Below are 17,662 nucleotides of genomic sequence, written 5' to 3'. Positions count from 1 at the left end.
GTCAAATCGTGCCTCTAAAAATCCCCTGGGGCCGGAACAGCAGCACCAGCACCATCATGAACAGCGCCACGCCAAGCTTATATTCAGTTGGTAAAAAGTAGAGGCTGACTTCTTGAGCGACGCCGATTACGAGAGCACCTGCGATCGCACCGTAGGGATTACCGATTCCACCCAGAATCACCGCTGCAAACATCGGTAAAATCAAAAACCAGCCCATATTGGGTCGCACGGCTGTGATTAGGCCATACATGCCGCCACCGAGCGCTGTTAAACCACCTGCAATAACCCACGTCCAGATCACCACGTTTTCCACGTTGATGCCGGAGACGCGAGCCAGATCAATGTCATCGGCTACCGCCCGCATCGCTTTGCCAATCTTGGTATTTTGCAGCAGATAGTGCAGACCCAGAATCGCCAAAATCGCCAATCCAATCACAATCACCCGGTAAAACGCAATCCGCACACCGAAAATATCCATGGCGGCGGCAACGGGCAAATCGTAGTTTTGGTTGCCCGCACCCCACCAAAAAATGATGAAATTACGAATAAATAAGGCCAAACCGATTGAAATAATGATTAGCGTCGTCGATGTGGCTCGCTGCTGCCGCATCGGTTTCCAAATGGTGTATTCGCTAACTAATGCAGCTCCAATCGTCAGCGCAACCCCAACAATCATGGACAACCAGATGTTCAGCCCCAAAAGTACATTCGCCAGCAGCGTAAAGTAAGCACCGGAGGTGAGAAAGTCTCCGTGGGCAAAGTTGGCCAGTCGCAGAATCCCGTAGGTAAGCGTCAGCCCTACCGCTGCCAGGGCAATAATGCTGCCTACCGCAATTCCATTCACAAACAGTTGAATAAATTCCGTCATGCTTAATCGTTACTAAATTGCGTTCACCTTATCCCCTCATGAGGTAGTGTTTCAAACCTGTGGTTGGTGGTTGTGGAGGGGCGTTTCGCGCCCCTCCACAACCACCAACCACAGATCTAGAACAGAACCCCCTCATGATTGTGCAAGAATTGAGGCAATTGAGAAAGTTCATACGGATAACTTTACTGCCAGCCGGAAATCATTATGACTCAACTCGCAATCAAGGTTCCGAACATGGCCTGCGCTGCCTGTGCTGAAACCATCACCAAAGCGGTGCAGGCTGTTGATGGCAAAGCCAGCGTTCAAGCTGATCCCAAAACTAAGGATGTCCAAATTAATAGCACGGCCTCAGAAACTGAAATCAAGCAGGCGATTGAAGCCGCAGGCTACACTGTTAGCTCATAGGTTAAGTCTTAACAAGCTAGAAGGGATGGTTGCCTGGCAACCATCCCTTCTAGCTTGTTGATTAGGCTGTGATTTCAACAGCTCTACGCACGATTTGAGTTTGCTTCTCGCTGGTTGCTTTCGCTGCTGGTGGCTTCACTGACGGCAATTTTGGACGCTAGCCGAGACCGATCTTCATCATGATCATTGGTTTCTGAGTCATCCACTTCGACTGGAGATAAACCGTTTTGGTTGAGTTTGTTTACGTGGTGGCCGTCTGCAGCAATCTTAGGTTCTTCATCAACCCGTTTGGAAAAGCCCCAAATAAATAGAATGGCAATTAGCGACACCATGACCCATTCTGGGGGCACCCAGTTTTCATTGATGACCCTCACTAGGAGCCGAACGCCAACAAATCCGACGGTGATAAATCCGGCATCTTCTAAGTGAACGTATTCATCTAACCAGCGGATAAATAGACCCGCCATGAACCGCAGCGTGATGACGCCGACTAGGCCGCCCGTAATCACCAGCCAGGTTTCACGAGAAATTGCGATCGCAGTTGTGACGCTATCCAGCGAGAAAGCCAGGTCGGTCAGCGCAATAATCGGAACGGCTTGCCAAATAGTCTGGAATTTTGGCCCGTGATGCTGGTGTTCATCGTCTTCCTCAGCAGAGAAGTGCTGAAACACTAGCCACAGCAAGTAGCAGGCACCCAAAACTTCAAACTGCCAGAATCGCAGTACCCAAGTTGCCGTCAAAATCAGCACCACTCTGAGGACAAAGGCAATGACCAGACCCACATTGAGGGCACGCCGCTGCATGGTACCGCTTCCTAGACCTTGGGCAATTGCCGCTAGTGCGATCGCATTATCTGCCGATAACACGGCCTCCAGCGCAATGAGCACTGGCAGCAGTAGCAACGTATCAACTCCGACGTTGGAGGAATAACTGAGTAAAGAATCCAACATTAATGTGTTATGCGTACAACCGTTTCAAAATGAGCCAAGTTCAATTTGGAAGAACAGAGCGCAGTCTCTTTAGAATAACTTGCTTACTCTCAACACTGGCTGATCCCAGCGTAAGACATTGTTTTTATATTTAAATTTAGACCAAAGCAGATACGACCATGTTACGCCTCAGAAAAGGCAGGTGGCAGACTAGGGAAATGAGGCATAATATGTGTTCTCAAGCTGCACGATGAGTTTAGAGTAAGTGGCTGTGATGCAATCTTTGTTTGCCCAATTTCAAACCCGCTATCCGTCTGGCGGTCTGATTACCGAGCTTCTGACTATTCATGACGGCAACTATGTGGTGAGGGCACTAATTAACGTGGGTGATCGGGCGATCGCAACCGGTATGGCGGCGGCACCAACGGTTGAAGCTGCCGAGGATCAAGCCCGTCTGCGCGCCTTACAAATGTTCAACCAGCTGTCCAATCCGATCACCCCAACCGAAGGACTTGCTCTACAGCCTCCTCTACAGCCTCAGTTCTTGCCCGGACTGTCGATGCAACCGAATTTGCAGCCGAACGTGGCCGCAAGTCAAACCAGTGGGAGTGGAAGTGCGATCGCAGCGGCTAATCTGGCAGCTAGCAGTCCTCGTCCCAGCCCCGCACCGTCACCTGTTGTTCCGACTCCGATTAATGGTGGTGCGACGGGCTTGTCTCATCCCCCATCGACTGTAGTGGCATCGTCCCAATCGCAAGCTCCAGCGGCACCCGCGGCCAAGGTTAACCCTACCGACACGCCCACTAGCTCAACTGCTACATCGGTTGCAGATTCGGTTGCAGGATCACCTGATTGGTCGGTTGATTTATCGGCAGCACCCGACTCCACCTTGCCTACGAATTTCTCAATTACTCCTGTTCCCAGTCAGACTTCACCGAAACCCGTTGCCGATCTGTATGCGGCTGCGACCGAAGAAAGCGTCGCTCAACCTTGGAACCAGGCATCCACTGTAGAACCCGATCGACTTCAATCACCGAGCTTGGCCGGACAGAATGGCAACGAACCAGAAGACAATCAGGCCATTCCCTTCCTAGGGGACGATCCGTTAGAACCTGAATTACCGGATGAAGATTTTGCGCCCCCGACTGAAACCGAAGCGACTGTTCCAGCCAAGGCCACTAAGGCTAAGACTGCCAAATCCGCTAAGTCAACTAAGTCTGCATCCTCAAATTCACCGACAAATCCAGTGATTGATCGTTCCGACGAAATTGCCCAAATTGACGTGGAAATGCGCCGTTTGGGTTGGTCAAAGCAGGATGGGCGTAAGCATTTAGAGCAAACCTACAATAAGCAATCGCGGCAACAGCTCACGGATGATGAACTATTGGCTTTCCTGGCTTACCTCCAGACACAACCATCTCCGTCACAGTCTCCGTTCTAGTGCTTTGTTAAGTGTGTTTTGAGTGATAGGTTGAAGATATTGCCTCGCAATATCTTCAACCTATCACTCATTTCCACCCTGAGCAGGCTACTAGTACAGCGTCCAGTTTGGATTGTGGGGTGATTGCCCAAGGAATACCCCCACAATCCAAACTGGACAAACTGCCAATCGATCCCAAAGTTAGTTTGAACCCCAAGACCATTGCGTAACAGCCATGCTCAGCATGGCTGTTACGCAATGGTCTTTACACAACAGTCTTGGGGTTTAGCAAATGATTATAGTTCTGGCCAGCTAGCTAACAAAGTGAAGTTGCCACATGGCTGAGATCGGATTCTGATATTCATTCCAAGCTTGCCAGAGGATATAAATCGCCAGCAGGAACAGCAGTGTCCGGAACATGAGGCTGACCCATTTATCTGGAATTTTGGGTAGAAAGCGAGTGCTAATCTGCACCCCCATCAGGCCACCGAATCCCAGAATTAAACCGGGGGCGAACAGCACATTACCTTGAACTGCGTGGCTGACAACGGCAGAAATTGAGGTGATGATAATGACCCCAAGGCTGGTGCGCACGGCTGTTTTAATCGGTTCTCCCAGCAGTAGCATTTGCAGTGGCACCATAATCACACCGCCGCCAATGCCGAAGATTCCGGCTAAAAAGCCAGCTAGTCCGCCTGTCAACAAGCGGGCAAAAGTCGGATTCATAGAAGCTTGTCCGCCTTCTGCTCGTTCGGTTTTGAGGCGTTTCCTGATGCCAACTAGGTAGATGTTGACTAACAGCAAAATGCTGAAGGCCACCAGTAGCCAATGAGAAGGAGCGCGATCCGCAATGATAGAGCCTAGCCATGCAGTTGCGATCGCAGGTAGCCCCAGCAGTAGAACTTTGCGAAAGTCGAGATAGCCCATGCGCCAATTCTGGATGCTGCCGGAAATTGAAGTCACGACAATCGCCAAACTACTGGTTGCTACCGCTTGAACTGGGGTATTACCCAAGGTCACCAAAATAGGCACGAGAACCGTTCCGCCCCCAATTCCCAAGAAGCCAGCTAAAATTCCTGAAAAAACGCCAGCTCCAGCCAACGTCAACCAATCTTCCATTCTGCTCCTGACCACGACACGAATACCAGGACAGTATACCGAGTCGGTTTTACTCTTTGTCAGTTAGCATACGAAATCCGCTTCATCTCCTAATCAAGACTCAGAACGATTCAGTACCCACTGGACTAGAGGGACACGACACAAACCACAAGTTCCCTGCCGCGTAACAATGCCACGTAACAATTTGTGATTGAACTGCGCTTGCAGGTGGCTAGACTTATACACTGAGCGGCGTTCGTACCTGTTTTTGATTCGGCAATGTGGCAACGCTCAGTCAATCTGTTAACAAAAACCTTTAAAGTTGCTCCCTGCTGTCAAATCCAGTACAGTGCTAGTCATCGATTGGGGAAAAGTGGTGGTATACGTTACACAATCTCGTCAACAAGGCACCTCACGAAGGGACATGGAAACACCCGGAGATTCCTACATTCTTCTAGATCCAGAACTCATCCAAGCTGCTCGGCAAATTTACCAAACTTACTATGAAGTTCATCCAGATGATACACGTCGCCCCTTTGGCATCGCGATCAGCCGCAAAACCCGTCGGGGCAAACTGATTTACACTGAGCGCCCAGTTTTATTGCCACAGGAAACCTTCATCCCATTAGATTTAATTGAGGCGCAGCTTTATTAATACCCTGATGAACGTCCTGGCCAAGATTCTGAATCTTTTGATGATAGGTTTTCGCGCAGTCTGTCCCAGGACGTTTGGTTTTGACTTGTAAGGTGGGCGCTGCCCACCCTTTCTCTATACGCTTTACAGATCAAGATTTACAAATTCCTCAACCCCCATGCTGACGAAGTCAGCTTTTGTATTTTCGTCGCTACATGAGCGTAAATGCCAAAATACAAAAGCTTGCTTTTATCAGAGCGCACAGCGCTGTATTCCGACATGGATGCGTTATTTTTCGTCCTGCCCCATTTGATTATTTTTGCGTTGGGGGCCGCAGTTGGCAGTTTCCTGAATGTTGTAATTTATCGGCTACCAGCCGGACTGTCGGTGCTGCATCCGCCTTCGCGCTGCCCCAACTGCCACCGACGACTGAAAGCTTATGACAATGTGCCCGTCTTGGGCTGGCTGTGGCTCAGGGGAAAATGTCGCTTCTGCAAATGGCCAATCCCCAGTCGGTATCCTTTAGTTGAAGCCTTAACAGGTTTATTGTTCCTGATCCCGTTTTGGGTTTTGGGGTTAACCTGGCCGATGGTCGGTTGTTGGATTTTGTTTAGTTGGCTGCTCGCCCTGTCCATGATCGATCTCGACACAATGACGCTGCCCAATGTGCTGACGGGTTCGGGGTTATTCGTTGGCCTTGGATTTCAGGTTTGGTTGGGACTACAGCAGCCAACACCTGTGGCATCGGCAGCGAGCTACCTGATGGGTGGGATTGTGGGCACGGTGCTGGGGATTTGGCTACTGGATATTGTCACGATTGTCGGCTCAATGCTGTTGGGGCAGATGGCGATGGGTGGAGGCGATGCCAAACTAGCAGCGATGATGGGAGCTTGGTTAGGATGGAAATTGTTTTTAGCCGCAGGGTTTTTAGCCTGTGCGCTGGGCGCATTTGTGGGCGGCGGTGCGATCGCACTTGGCCTTTGGCGACGACGACAACCAATGCCCTTTGGCCCGTTCTTAGCCCTGGGAACTGCGATCGCAGCTTTATGGGGGACAGCTCTCATTCAGCAGTACCTCCAGATCTTTTTCCCCTCTTTTTAACCTGATAAAATTCAACCATAGGCCTCCAGATCAACATTTTGCTGTCTAGGTGAAACTCATACAGCAGAAATGACTCTCACTCACTATTACCCAGCTCTACTACTCAGCCTGAGCCTCACCATCGGGGCTGTGGTCATCAGAAACGTTGAAGTTTTTTGATAAAATCATCCTGTGACCTGGATCACAATAAAATCTACGAATACTCGGTGGGAAGCTGAACTCATGCAGCAAATCCTAGCGGCACACAACATCCCAGCTCGGATTGTCGATCAGGGACTAGCTGCCTATTTGGGAGTTAGCAGCCCGGCCGACCTACAGGTGCAAAGTTCTGATCAATGGACAGCTCGCCTATTACTCAGCTCACCTGCGGAACCTGCGGAACCTATAGAAGACTAATTTACTCTCTGTCCTCCATACGCTGGAAACGCCAATAAACCTAGATGTTTTGCCCATTGCGTTCTTGTTGCTCCTCACACCCCCGATCAAATCGCCTAGCGGATAATCGACCCGCTACAGTGTGGCAAGATATCTAGCGTGTTCTGGTGGCCTCAGCGTTCTCACCCGTCTCAATTAGTAAAGTCAATTAGTAAGGTCACAGCTTAGACAAAATGGCCGAACCTAATCCCGTCTGAATCACAATTTTACTTAGCATATAGGAACATATCGGTTTTCATGTCTTTATTTGATTGGTTTGCAAATCGGCAAAAGTCTGGCCCTATCAGCAAAGAACGTCAAGAACGTGAAATTGCGGATGGCCTCTGGGCTAAATGTGAAGCCTGTGGTGTCTTAACCTATACCAAAGACCTGCGCACAAATCAGATGGTGTGTCCCGAATGTAGCCACCATGTGCGGATTTTTAGCGATGAGCGAATTCATCAGCTAATTGATGCCGATACCTGGCAGCCGCTTGATACTGATTTAAAGCCCGTAGATGCACTCCAGTTTCGCGATCGCAAACCCTACAGCGATCGCATTCGTGAGTATCAAAGCAAAACCAAGCTATCCGACGCTGTGCAAACCGGAATTGGTCGCATGGAAGGACTCTCCGTTGCCCTAGGTGTGATGGATTTCCGATTCATGGGCGGCAGCATGGGCTCCGTTGTCGGTGAAAAGCTGACCCGACTCATCGAACATGCGACCCACGAACAGTTGCCAGTGATCATTGTCTGCGCCTCGGGCGGTGCTCGTATGCAAGAAGGTATGTTGAGCCTGATGCAAATGGCCAAAATCTCTGCTGCTCTAGAGCGGCACCGGGAAGCCAAACTCCTCTACATTCCGGTTTTGACCCATCCCACCACGGGTGGCGTTACCGCTAGTTTTGCCATGCTGGGCGACATTATTATTGCTGAACCCAAAGCGACCATTGGTTTCGCTGGACGACGCGTTGTTGAACAAACCCTACGGGAAAAGCTACCCGACGATTTCCAGACTTCCGAATATTTACTGGAGCACGGTTTTGTCGATACGATCGTCCCCCGTACCCAGATGAAGCAGACGCTATACCAGCTGATTCGCTTACATCAACCTCAGCCGCGTTCAGCGCCAGAAGCTGCGGCTAGCCACTTTTTACACAATCGTCCTGAACCAATTTCGGTTGGTCATCTGAGCAGCGAATCGCTGTGAATTGACTGCTCAGAATGCAACAAAATATCTAATAAATGTCGAACAAATACACAGACTCTGCTTCAATCTATTGGGAAAGCGCCGATTCGGTGGCATGATATTCATATTGAGATCGCTCAATCCTAATACCAGTAGCAACTATGGGATTTGCAGATTTATCGATCGCAGAAATTGCAGAAGACCATCACTGCTCAGTTGCAGCAGTTTGTGAGATCTGCGACAAACTTGCAATTACCTACCGCGATGCTGAAACTCGTTTAGCGCTAGAAGACGCGAAAGCCGTTATTCAAGCTCTGATGGTCAGGCAGCGCTCCCAGGATCCCGGTAACCCTTAGCTTCAGAGTGCTTTGATTGCGGACGATCTCAATCCGATCTCAGTTGCACAGGATCGGCTAGTGCATGGTTTGCAGCATGAAGTAAACCTGCTCTCATATGGGGACATTTGTCCTGACTATAATTCCAAGTTCCATCCCAACTAATCTGGAGCAGGGCACTGCCTGCTTTTTGATTAGATTCTAAGAGTGTCAAAGCTCTGCTGTGTTGAGTGTTGGATAACCAAGCCACATTTTGAGGAGAATCATGCTTAAGAAATACATTTGGCTTGCGGTCGCCACCGTGTTTTTTGTCTGCCATTTGTTTGTTGGGAATGCGGTCGCTGCGGAGCTAGACGAAGCTTCCCGCACCGTTAAGCTCAATTCACAAGGTGATACTGTGACGCTGAGCGTTAAGCAGCTAACTGAAGGCAAGCGACTGTTTAATTATGCCTGTGCCATCTGCCATTTGGGTGGAGGTACCAAAACGAATCCAAACGTTGGTCTCGATCCAGAATCGTTGGCAGGTGCGCTGCCTGCACGTGACAACCTAGAGGCTCTGGTCGATTACATGCATGAGCCAACCACCTATGACGGGTTGACTGACATTGCTGAATTGCATCCCAGCACCAAGAGTGCCGATGTATTTCCCAAAATGCGTAATTTGACCGAAGACGACTTGGTTGATATTGCGGGTCACATTCTGGTACAGCCTAAGGTGAAAGGCGAAATGTGGGGTGGTGGTAAGGCCTACAACTAGCCTCCATGAAGGGCTTTTTGCCTACAGTTAAATTCGTTTCAACCCAATTACTAAGCAATAGGCTGAGGATTAATATCTGGCTCACCCTGGTGTAGTCCGGCTTTAATCTTCAGCTTGTTTAGTTTGAAGCGTTATATTCATTGACGACAACAACACACTGCGAGAGTTCATTAAATCCCGTGCGAATTATTCGATTATTCCTGATTGGCATTCTGTTTGTCGTTGGGCTGGTGGCGCATCCGGCTGCAGGATATGCGGCTCCTGATCACTATGTGGCAGAGTTTTTGAAAGCGACGGAACCTGTTCAGATTCCCTTAAATGATCAAGGACAAACGAAGCAGTTTACGCCTGAGCAGCTGACGGAGGGCAAGGAACTATTCAAGGAGAGCTGTATTAACTGTCATGTTGGTGGAGCGACGCTGCCAAATCCGGTGGTTTCTCTGTCATTGCAGGCACTAGACGGCGCGAATCCACCCCGCAGTAATTTAGATGGCTTTATCGCTTATATGCGTGAACCTATGACCTACGACGGTTCAGATATTAACTTTCTCTGTCGGCAAGTGACTGAGAACTGGCTGCCCAGAGCGGAACTCGAAAAATTAGGGGCGTTCGTTTTGCGGGCGGCTGAAGTGGCTCCTGGTTGGGGCAGTGAAACGTTTGTTGAAGATATTTAGCTGACTGGTATGCTGGCTTGGGCCGTGGTGAGTCGCCTGCGATCGCACCCGCAAAATCTCTAGGAAAATCCTTACGAATTCGCGGCTCAGCTTCAGAATCAGGACATTACAGGTTAGAATCTTAACGGTGTAATGGATTCAGCTTAAATCTCCTGAGGTTTTCTATGAAACAAATTGTTCGAGTTTTGCGGAGTTTAAGTCTAGCCCTCGTTACAGTTGCAGTCGTGCTGGGTAGCCTCGTGCTAGCTGCATCTCCTGCTGCTGCTGACACCGTCACAGTAAAGATGGGGGCAGACAACGGCATGCTTCAGTTCGTGCCATCTGATGTCACAGTCAAGCCTGGTGACACAGTGAAGTGGGTTAACAACAAGCTACCTCCCCACAACATTGTTTTTGATGCCGCTAATATTCCTGGCGACAAGTCTTTAGCTGATAAGCTAGCTCATGATCAGCTGATGTTCAGCCCTGGCGAAACCTACGAGGTAACCTTCACCTCCGATATGCCTGCTGGAACTTATACCTACTACTGCGCACCTCACCGGGGCGCTGGTATGGTTGGCAAGATTACCGTTGAAGGCTAATTTGAGCCATTCGCATATATTTGGGCAAAAGATGAAAGGTTGGGCAGCGTAAGCAAAGCAAAATAAGATGCGATCGCAAACGCTGAATTTGTTCAACGTCTGTCGAGCTAGCTCAAACTTTGTGACGATGCCCAATCCATGAAGGCCAATCTTGACGTGCAGGCTGTACTCAAGGTTGGCCTTTGTTGTGTTTGTCTGTTGTACCTTCTGCCGATGGCTAGAGGCTAATTCATTTACAAGTAGATAAACTTTTTACTGGTTTTTGCTGCAAATTTGCCATAAAAACAGCTTTTTATCTGATGGTTCTCAAAGATAATGGTTTTGTTGCCGGAGCAATTTGCATCACTCATCTACAGTTGATACTTAAAAGGTTGAATGTCCTGTGGTCATCCCACTTCGAGATGAAAATCCTATCCGGATTACCCCCTATGTTACGTATGGTCTCATTGCAATCAATATTCTCGTTTTTATCTATGAGCTAACGCTGTCTCCACAGCAGCTCCAGCTCTTCATGCGCGAGTGGGCCGTTGTACCCGTCCAATTGACGGCGGGCTTTCAGGGTTATTTGCCAGAAAGCCAAACGATACGAGAAATGCTGACTCTTGTGTCATCGCAGTTTTTGCACGGCGGCTTTCTGCATGTTGCAGGCAACATGCTGTATCTCTGGATTTTTGGCAACAATGTCGAGGAAAAGCTGGGTGGTGCAAAATTCCTGCTGTTTTATGTTGGCTGCGGTATCTTAGCTGTGCTGGCCCAGTGGTTTTTTGCTCCACTTTCTGATGTGCCCTCACTTGGGGCCAGTGGTGCGATCGCAGGTGTGATGGGAGCCTATATTGTCCGCTTCCCAGGCGTCAAAATTCTGACGCTGGTGCCAATTTTCTTTATTTTTACGACTATTCGAATTCCCGCTATTTTTTACCTGGGAATTTGGTTTGTGCAGCAGGCCCTATACGGTATTGCCAGTCTCGAAGCCCAGACTAATATCGGTATGGCGAATGGAGGAATTGCCTATTGGGCCCATGCTGGTGGTTTTGTCTTTGGTGCTCTGTTGGCCCCATTATTTGGCGTGTTTTCATCGGATTCTTCGATTGTGGCTGAATCACGTGCGCCTGAGCCGGATCAGCAAATACCGGATCAACGTACCTCAGATCAGGATGAACTCTCGGCCAGCGAATTCAAGTAGCAGTTTGCATCATTCCTAAATGTCTGTCTCCCAGATAAAAGAATCGCCTCTGTCCGGACAGAGGCGATTCTTTTTAGAGGGTAGAGAAAAGAGAAGTGAAAAAACCTTATTCTGCTTCTGCCGCTTCGTCAGATTCAGGCGTGACCTCTGTTTCGGTTTCTGCTGGCGCAGTGGCTTCTCCTTCTGTCGCTTCTCCTTCTGCATTAGGAGCTTCAGGAGTAAGAACAGAGTTACCAGCGGCCATCTGGTTAATTTGGTCTTTAAACTCTGCCGGAGCCAGTGCCGATGCCGTCGTGAATAGACTTTTTGCTTCTTCCGTTTTACCCTGCCGCTGAAGCACAATTGCTTTTGAGAGAACCGGGCGAAAGTCTTGCGCGTTGCTCTCAATTGCTTCATCGTAAAGTGCGATCGCTTCGTCGTAGCGACCCTGCTGAGCATAGACTTCACCCAGCAGCAGCTTCACGGATGTGACATCCACGCTACCTGCTTGCACCTGGTTCGCCTGGTCAGCGGTTTGCAGCGTGTCCTGCAAGAGGCCGATGGCGGCTTGGGGGCGGCCCTGATTAACCAGTAGGCTGGTTAGTCCGCGCAGGGCGTTCATATCACCGGGGCGTTCGGTTAGAGCAGAGCGATAGGTTTGGGCTGCTCCCTCCATGTCGCCGGTTTGTTGTTGAGCTTGAGCCAGCAGCACTGCATATTCAGGCTGACCAGGGTTCAACTCGACCAGTTTCTTGAGCGGTTCAACAATGCCTTCAATATCGTTGAGCTGGATACGGGTATCGATCAGCCCTCGCAGTGCGGTTTGATTATCGGGTTCTCGTTCTAGAACTAGCTCATAACCCTGAGCCTGCGTTGCTAGCTCAGACTGTTGTGCTTCAGTCGTTGCTGTGGCATTTGGATCAGTCGCTGAATCATTATTTCGTCGCAAAGCAGAACTAATGCTGGGTGCGACAAAGGAAAACGATAATCCTGCGAAGGCAACCACCGCAATGATTAAAACAGTACTAACTAACCAGCGATTCTGCTTATCAAACACAGCCGCGTTCCAAAAAACTCCACTGACATTCTAGAAGCGGAACCGAAAAATTGTAGAGAAATTCAGTTTTAAATCTGCGATCTTGGAGACGGTAGTAGTCTAAATACCTACGGTGACTGAATTTGCGCGACTGAAACGTGGCTGGAGCAGATGTAACGGTTAGATACAATCCGGCAGGTCTAGCTATCTAGACGCCAGCCAACGAAGAATAGTTTGAACAATCCATTCACATTCATGCCGCTTTAATCCTTTACCAAATGAGAAATCCTTCGTCTGGGTTTGAATCGTCACAACTCGATGGGATTTCCGCGACTTGCCATGAACAAATTCCATATCATGCTGAATGATGGCTTGAATTGCACTGATTGAGCCTGTAGAAGATAGACTTGTGCTGATTTGTTTGGCAAAGGAACGACCCAGCACTTTGCTGAACCAACTAGGTGGATCATTCACGATCGTAAATGTACTGTGTTGAAAAATGACGCGCGTGGTAGATCCTAGTTCCCAGGCAAAGCATAAGAGAAGAAAGCTAACGAAAATGGCAGGAAATATGAGAAAAGACTGGGCTGCCATCAAAGTTACTATCCCTAAGCAAGATATGCTTGCTCCACTGGCAGCAAGCCAAGATGAAACAGGAATGTTTTCATTCGCAATCGCAATTATCAATGTTTCTGGAGATTCGATAATTTCAACATAACCCAGATCAGATTCAGCGACAGGTCGAGATGGAGAGCTCTGAAAATACATTGCCTGTTCAATGCGTCTTGCTCTTCGTTTGCGTCTTACGATTCCAGATGAAGATCCAGATGGATGACTGGCAGACGGAGTAGGCAACTGTTTAGGTTTTACTTTCACCGCAGTATTGGCCACAGCCGAGGTTTGCTGTAGTGCATCTAGTGCAGCTTGAGCCGAAGCAAATCGCTGCGTTACGTCAGGATGCGTCAGGACTTGCAGCCATCGAACAAAGCTAGACGGCAGATTGACCTGATCTTCAAACTGAATTTGCAAATTGCGCTGGGGTAAATCGGCTGGTGATACGCCCGTGAGTAGGTGAATCAAGGTTGCGCCGAGAGAATACAAGTCAGAAGCCGCAACCGTGCGTCCGCCGAACTGTTCCATTGGTGCATAGCCATAGGTGCCGACAACGGTGAACGTCGAACCTTCAATCGCGGTGCGGTCTTGCACTGCCCCAAAGTCGATGAGAAAAATGCGATCGCACTCATCCAAAATCAGGTTACTCGGCTTAATATCGCGATGGAAAACAGGCGGAGTCAGACTGTGCAGATAAAACAGAATCTGCAGCAAATCCGCTGCAATTTGCTGAACTTGTCGCAAAGAAAATCGCTGGCCCTGCTGAATTAGTTCGCTGAGGGAATGACCGGGAATATAGTCCTGCACCAGGCCAAACCACAGCACGCGATCATCGATCGAAAAATAATCGCGATATTGCGGAATAGCCGGATGGCTTAGCTGCTGTAGGATATTGGCCTCGCGTTCGAACAGCTTGAGCGTGTCCCAATTAACCTGATCGACAAAGGCCAGCAGTTTAATAATCACGGGAAGCGGTGGTTGACTGGCCTGATCGTGTGCCAGCCAGGTTTGCCGACCTGCCGTTTGCCCAAGCTTGCGCTGGAGTTGGTAGCGATCGCGCAAGACATCATGAGGTTTCAACATGATATAGAACTGATAAGTCGTTTAGGCTAGCACTTGCTCGGTGTGGATCATTGACGCTGTCTCAACCTAAAAGGCCAGTCTATTCAATGGATGGGATAGGGATGCTTGATCAGTGATGAATTGGGATTTAGAGGTGATGTTCCTGCTCCCAATTATCCCTGAAATCAGCAATACCCAATAGACTTCAACCCCACTAATGTGATTTACGCACAGATTGGTAGTGATCTCAGCCTGCTAGATGACTGATCTTGATCATTTCTGGTATCAAAAATAAAGGGTATAGTCCTTTGGCTGTAAATAGAAAGTATAGAAAATAAGACTCTTTTCGAGTTCTTCACGATTGTTGTTTAAGGTGACGATTAATGAATTCAAAGTTTACTTTATGGCTACGAAAACTCCCAAACTGATTCCGATTGTTCAGCTTGGAAATTGTTTGCGTCGTAAAGGTTTTAGCTTAGTTCAACTGTGTATGTCTCCTTACGTACGCCAGTTGCCAGCAGCAGAAAAGCAGGTATTAATTAATGCCGTACGCAATATTAATCAGCAGGTGCGACGGCAGGATAAAAGTGATGCATCGCTGTTAGAATTGGGTCTTTTGAGGTTTGGCGAAAATCAGTACGTTTGGCAGGTAACGGATAATGGTAGTCACACAGAAATGTATCCAGATGGTTCTTTAGCCGAGTTCAAGCATCGCATGCTGACGTTGCTGATGGTGATGCAATAGATAGTATTATAAAATTCGTTTTTGATGGATTATTCTGGTTGCCCTTAGTCGTTTAGATTGAGCTTGGCATCAGAATATACAACGTTAATATGCAGCGTTATTGCGGGGGCGAAACATTCTCACCCTTTAACCCACTATTCTTGGATGAACTGAATGAATCCGAAATAAGGGTAAGTGGCAGTTAGGCCATGATTTTTGCTGTGTGAGTTCAGCCTACTAGCGCGGCCAGCTTAATTTGCTGGGTAAGGTGGGCAGTGCCCACTCTACAAGATCGCTGTTTTAAGGAATGGGACAACCCCGCATTTTAGGCGTGTCGCGCTACTACATAAAGAGTCGTTATTGTTTGAGGATTGCCGAAAGAAGGGAAATGGTTGATGGTGTATTTGGCGCTGCACCTGCTACAGTTACAGTCGTTTAACCGTAAACTGATCAACCTCTGAGTCAGCATTAGCACACCATGACGTCAGCCGAACGCCAGCAGCTTGAGCAACTGCGCCAAACTCTACAATCCGCTAGCTATGCCTATTACGTGCTGGATAACCCGGTTATGGAAGACGCGGTCTATGACCGTCTCTACCGGGAACTACAGGATATCGAAGCGCAGCATCCGGAATGGATTACGCCGGACAGCCCCACGCAGCGAGTGGGAGAGCGGCCCGCAACCCAGTTCAAATCGGTGCGGCACAATATCCCGCTGTACAGTTTGGAGAATGCCTTTAATGAGCAGGAACTGGCGGATTGGCAAACCCGCTGTCAAAAAATCGCGCCAGAGGTGTCTCAGTTTGAATATGTGACTGAGCTAAAGATTGACGGATCTGCGATCGCGCTTACCTATGAAAATGGTGTTCTGGTGCGCGGTGCTACTCGCGGCGATGGCGTAGAAGGTGAAGACATTACCCAAAATATCAAGACGATTCGCTCGATTCCACTGCGGCTCAATTTGGAGCCTCCTCCGGCTCAGGTCGAGGTGCGGGGAGAAGCCTTCTTGCCGCTGGATACGTTCGCTCAGATTAACCAAGAACGCGAAGAGGCGGGCGAGGCGCTATTTGCTAATCCACGCAACGCAGCAGCGGGAACATTACGTCAGTTGGACTCGCGGATTGTGGCGCAGCGGCGGCTCGATTTTTTTGCCTACACGCTGCACTTACCCGGACAGGTGGAATCAATTGAAGTGGCCGTCCCGGATGACGAGCCAGCTCCCGCCCAGATGCCGCCGCGTACTCAGTGGGAAGCGCTGCGCGTGTTGCAGGCAATCGGGTTTAAGGTAAATCCCAATCGCCTGGTATCAGACTCGCTTGAGGGCGTACTGGCCTATTTTGAAGACTGGGATACGCGCCGCCACGATCTGCCTTACTTGACCGATGGCGTGGTGGTCAAGCTGAATAGCTACGACCTGCAATCGGAACTGGGCTTCACCCAAAAATTTCCCCGCTGGGCGATCGCACTTAAATATCCCGCCGAAGAGTTGCCGACTAAGCTCAAGCATGTGACCGTGCAGGTGGGCCGCACCGGGGCACTGACGCCTGTGGCTGAGCTTGAACCTGTACAGTTAGCAGGTACAACCGTGTCGCGAGCAACGCTGCATAATCGCGATCGCATTTTGGAACTGGATCTACACCTCGGCGATACCGTCATCGTGCGGAAAGCGGGAGAAATTATTCCGGAAGTGGTGCGGGTGCTGCCGGAACTGCGGCCTGCGGGGGCCGAGCCATATCACATGCCCACCCACTGTCCCGAATGTGGTCAGCCCGTGGTGAAGCCGGAGGGTGAAGCGGTTACTCGCTGTATTAATACCTCCTGTCCGGCCATTCTAAGGGGCTCGCTAAGTCACTGGGTCAGCCGCGACGCGATGGATATTAATGGTGTGGGTGAGCGGCTGATTCAGCAGTGGGTGGAGCAGGAGTTAGTCCAATCGGTGGCTGATTTGTATGACTTGACGGTAGATCACCTGCTGCCGCTGGAGCGGATGGGCCAAAAGTCTGCCGAGAAGTTAGTGCAGGCGATTCAAGATTCCACGGCGCGGCCTTGGTCGCGAGTGCTCTACGGGCTAGGTATTCGTCATGTGGGTAGCGTCAACGCCAAGCTGCTAACCGAGGCATTCCCTAGCGTGGAAGCACTGGCAGCGGCATCTCCAGAGGACATTGAGCAGGTCTACGGCATTGGCCCTGAAATTGCTCAGTCGGTTTACCAGTGGTTCCAAGTGCCTGCGAATCAAGCGCTGATTGAGCGACTCCGGACAGAGGGCCTACAGCTCAAGGCAGAACCGACTGCCGCCGGAACGGAATTTGCAACGGCTTCCGCCTTGGCTGGACAAACCTTTGTCTTAACTGGCACGTTACCTACGCTCTCTCGCAATGAAGCCAAAGATCTGATTGAGCAGGCAGGCGGCAAAGTCACAGGTTCCGTCAGTCGCAAAACTAATTACGTCGTGGTCGGTGAAGACGCGGGATCGAAACTGGAAAAAGCGCAATCGTTGTCGATTCCCATCCTAACCGAGGCAGAATTGTTAAATTTATTAAACTCAAATTCATAAAGCTGGCCGAATTGTCACGGTCGCTAAGCCTTGATTTTTGAGCCTCGACGGCTATTTTTTGTTGCCAAATCAATACCTGTAGCGATCCCCGTCAAGTGCGATCGCATT

General features: G+C 49.6%; 18 protein-coding genes. 13 read left to right on the top strand and 5 right to left on the bottom strand.

Annotated elements, in window-relative coordinates:
* Position 1: 1 nt before the first annotated feature.
* Positions 2 to 868, bottom strand: a complete 867-nt coding sequence (locus tag AC286M_RS31305) for a branched-chain amino acid ABC transporter permease (protein ID WP_488208121.1) — start codon at positions 866 to 868, stop codon at positions 2 to 4.
* Positions 869 to 1,072: 204 nt separating this feature from the next.
* On the opposite strand from AC286M_RS31305, the gene AC286M_RS31300 reads away from it, so the two are divergent.
* Positions 1,073 to 1,273 (top strand): heavy-metal-associated domain-containing protein, encoded by a 201-nt coding sequence (locus AC286M_RS31300; RefSeq protein ID WP_488208120.1) that lies wholly within the window; start codon positions 1,073 to 1,075, stop codon positions 1,271 to 1,273.
* A gap of 83 nt (positions 1,274 to 1,356) precedes the next feature.
* On the opposite strand, the gene AC286M_RS31295 is transcribed toward AC286M_RS31300, so the two are convergent.
* Positions 1,357 to 2,223 carry a MeeY/MeeF family manganese export membrane protein gene (locus AC286M_RS31295; RefSeq protein ID WP_488208119.1) on the bottom strand — a complete coding sequence of 289 codons (867 nt, stop codon included), beginning with the start codon at positions 2,221 to 2,223 and terminating at the stop codon, positions 1,357 to 1,359.
* Positions 2,224 to 2,476: 253 nt separating this feature from the next.
* Between AC286M_RS31295 and AC286M_RS31290 the strand changes: the two genes are divergently transcribed.
* A complete protein-coding gene (locus tag AC286M_RS31290) occupies positions 2,477 to 3,643 on the top strand; it encodes a slr1353 family protein (RefSeq protein ID WP_488208876.1) in 1,167 nt (388 codons plus the stop codon).
* 291 nt (positions 3,644 to 3,934) lie between these two features.
* Here AC286M_RS31290 and AC286M_RS31285 read toward each other — a convergent pair whose 3' ends face one another.
* Positions 3,935 to 4,741: a sulfite exporter TauE/SafE family protein gene (locus AC286M_RS31285; protein ID WP_488208118.1), complete on the bottom strand. Its 807-nt coding sequence runs from the start codon at positions 4,739 to 4,741 to the stop codon at positions 3,935 to 3,937.
* A gap of 403 nt (positions 4,742 to 5,144) precedes the next feature.
* On the opposite strand from AC286M_RS31285, the gene AC286M_RS31280 reads away from it, so the two are divergent.
* The 9 genes from AC286M_RS31280 to AC286M_RS31240 all read left to right on the top strand — a co-directional run bounded on the left by AC286M_RS31280 (position 5,145) and on the right by AC286M_RS31240 (position 11,587).
* Positions 5,145 to 5,375: a hypothetical protein gene (locus tag AC286M_RS31280; RefSeq protein WP_488208117.1), complete on the top strand. Its 231-nt coding sequence runs from the start codon at positions 5,145 to 5,147 to the stop codon at positions 5,373 to 5,375.
* Positions 5,376 to 5,633: 258 nt separating this feature from the next.
* Positions 5,634 to 6,455: a prepilin peptidase gene (locus AC286M_RS31275; RefSeq protein WP_488208116.1), complete on the top strand. Its 822-nt coding sequence runs from the start codon at positions 5,634 to 5,636 to the stop codon at positions 6,453 to 6,455.
* Positions 6,456 to 6,677: 222 nt separating this feature from the next.
* Positions 6,678 to 6,851 (top strand): hypothetical protein, encoded by a 174-nt coding sequence (locus tag AC286M_RS31270; RefSeq protein ID WP_488208115.1) that lies wholly within the window; start codon positions 6,678 to 6,680, stop codon positions 6,849 to 6,851.
* Between the two features lie 276 nt (positions 6,852 to 7,127).
* Entirely contained in the window at positions 7,128 to 8,078 is a 951-nt protein-coding gene (accD, locus tag AC286M_RS31265) for an acetyl-CoA carboxylase, carboxyltransferase subunit beta (protein ID WP_488208114.1), read from the top strand.
* Between the two features lie 140 nt (positions 8,079 to 8,218).
* Positions 8,219 to 8,413: a hypothetical protein gene (locus AC286M_RS31260; RefSeq protein ID WP_488208113.1), complete on the top strand. Its 195-nt coding sequence runs from the start codon at positions 8,219 to 8,221 to the stop codon at positions 8,411 to 8,413.
* Between the two features lie 244 nt (positions 8,414 to 8,657).
* The gene (psbV, locus tag AC286M_RS31255) at positions 8,658 to 9,149 is read left to right on the top strand and encodes a photosystem II cytochrome c-550 (protein WP_488208112.1); all 492 of its coding nucleotides are present in this window, start codon (positions 8,658 to 8,660) and stop codon (positions 9,147 to 9,149) included.
* A 179-nt stretch (positions 9,150 to 9,328) separates the two neighbouring features.
* On the top strand, positions 9,329 to 9,823 hold the full coding sequence (psbV2, locus tag AC286M_RS31250) for a photosystem II cytochrome PsbV2 (protein ID WP_488208111.1): 495 nt from the start codon (positions 9,329 to 9,331) through the stop codon (positions 9,821 to 9,823).
* 164 nt (positions 9,824 to 9,987) lie between these two features.
* Positions 9,988 to 10,404, top strand: a complete 417-nt coding sequence (petE, locus tag AC286M_RS31245; RefSeq protein ID WP_488208110.1) for a plastocyanin — start codon at positions 9,988 to 9,990, stop codon at positions 10,402 to 10,404.
* Positions 10,405 to 10,786: 382 nt separating this feature from the next.
* Positions 10,787 to 11,587 carry a rhomboid family intramembrane serine protease gene (locus AC286M_RS31240; protein WP_488208109.1) on the top strand — a complete coding sequence of 267 codons (801 nt, stop codon included), beginning with the start codon at positions 10,787 to 10,789 and terminating at the stop codon, positions 11,585 to 11,587.
* 106 nt (positions 11,588 to 11,693) lie between these two features.
* Here AC286M_RS31240 and AC286M_RS31235 read toward each other — a convergent pair whose 3' ends face one another.
* On the bottom strand, positions 11,694 to 12,623 hold the full coding sequence (locus AC286M_RS31235; protein ID WP_488208108.1) for a tetratricopeptide repeat protein: 930 nt from the start codon (positions 12,621 to 12,623) through the stop codon (positions 11,694 to 11,696).
* A gap of 183 nt (positions 12,624 to 12,806) precedes the next feature.
* Positions 12,807 to 14,297: a serine/threonine protein kinase gene (locus tag AC286M_RS31230; RefSeq protein ID WP_488208107.1), complete on the bottom strand. Its 1,491-nt coding sequence runs from the start codon at positions 14,295 to 14,297 to the stop codon at positions 12,807 to 12,809.
* Between the two features lie 469 nt (positions 14,298 to 14,766).
* Between AC286M_RS31230 and AC286M_RS31225 the strand changes: the two genes are divergently transcribed.
* Both AC286M_RS31225 and ligA read left to right on the top strand, forming a co-directional pair.
* A complete protein-coding gene (locus tag AC286M_RS31225; RefSeq protein WP_488208106.1) occupies positions 14,767 to 15,021 on the top strand; it encodes a hypothetical protein in 255 nt (84 codons plus the stop codon).
* A 457-nt stretch (positions 15,022 to 15,478) separates the two neighbouring features.
* Positions 15,479 to 17,554, top strand: a complete 2,076-nt coding sequence (gene ligA, locus AC286M_RS31220; protein WP_488208105.1) for an NAD-dependent DNA ligase LigA — start codon at positions 15,479 to 15,481, stop codon at positions 17,552 to 17,554.
* Positions 17,555 to 17,662 lie beyond the last annotated feature (108 nt).

The sequence above is a fragment of the Thainema salinarum CENA647 genome (assembly GCF_057732415.1).
This window is presented reverse-complemented; position numbering and strand designations above follow the sequence as displayed.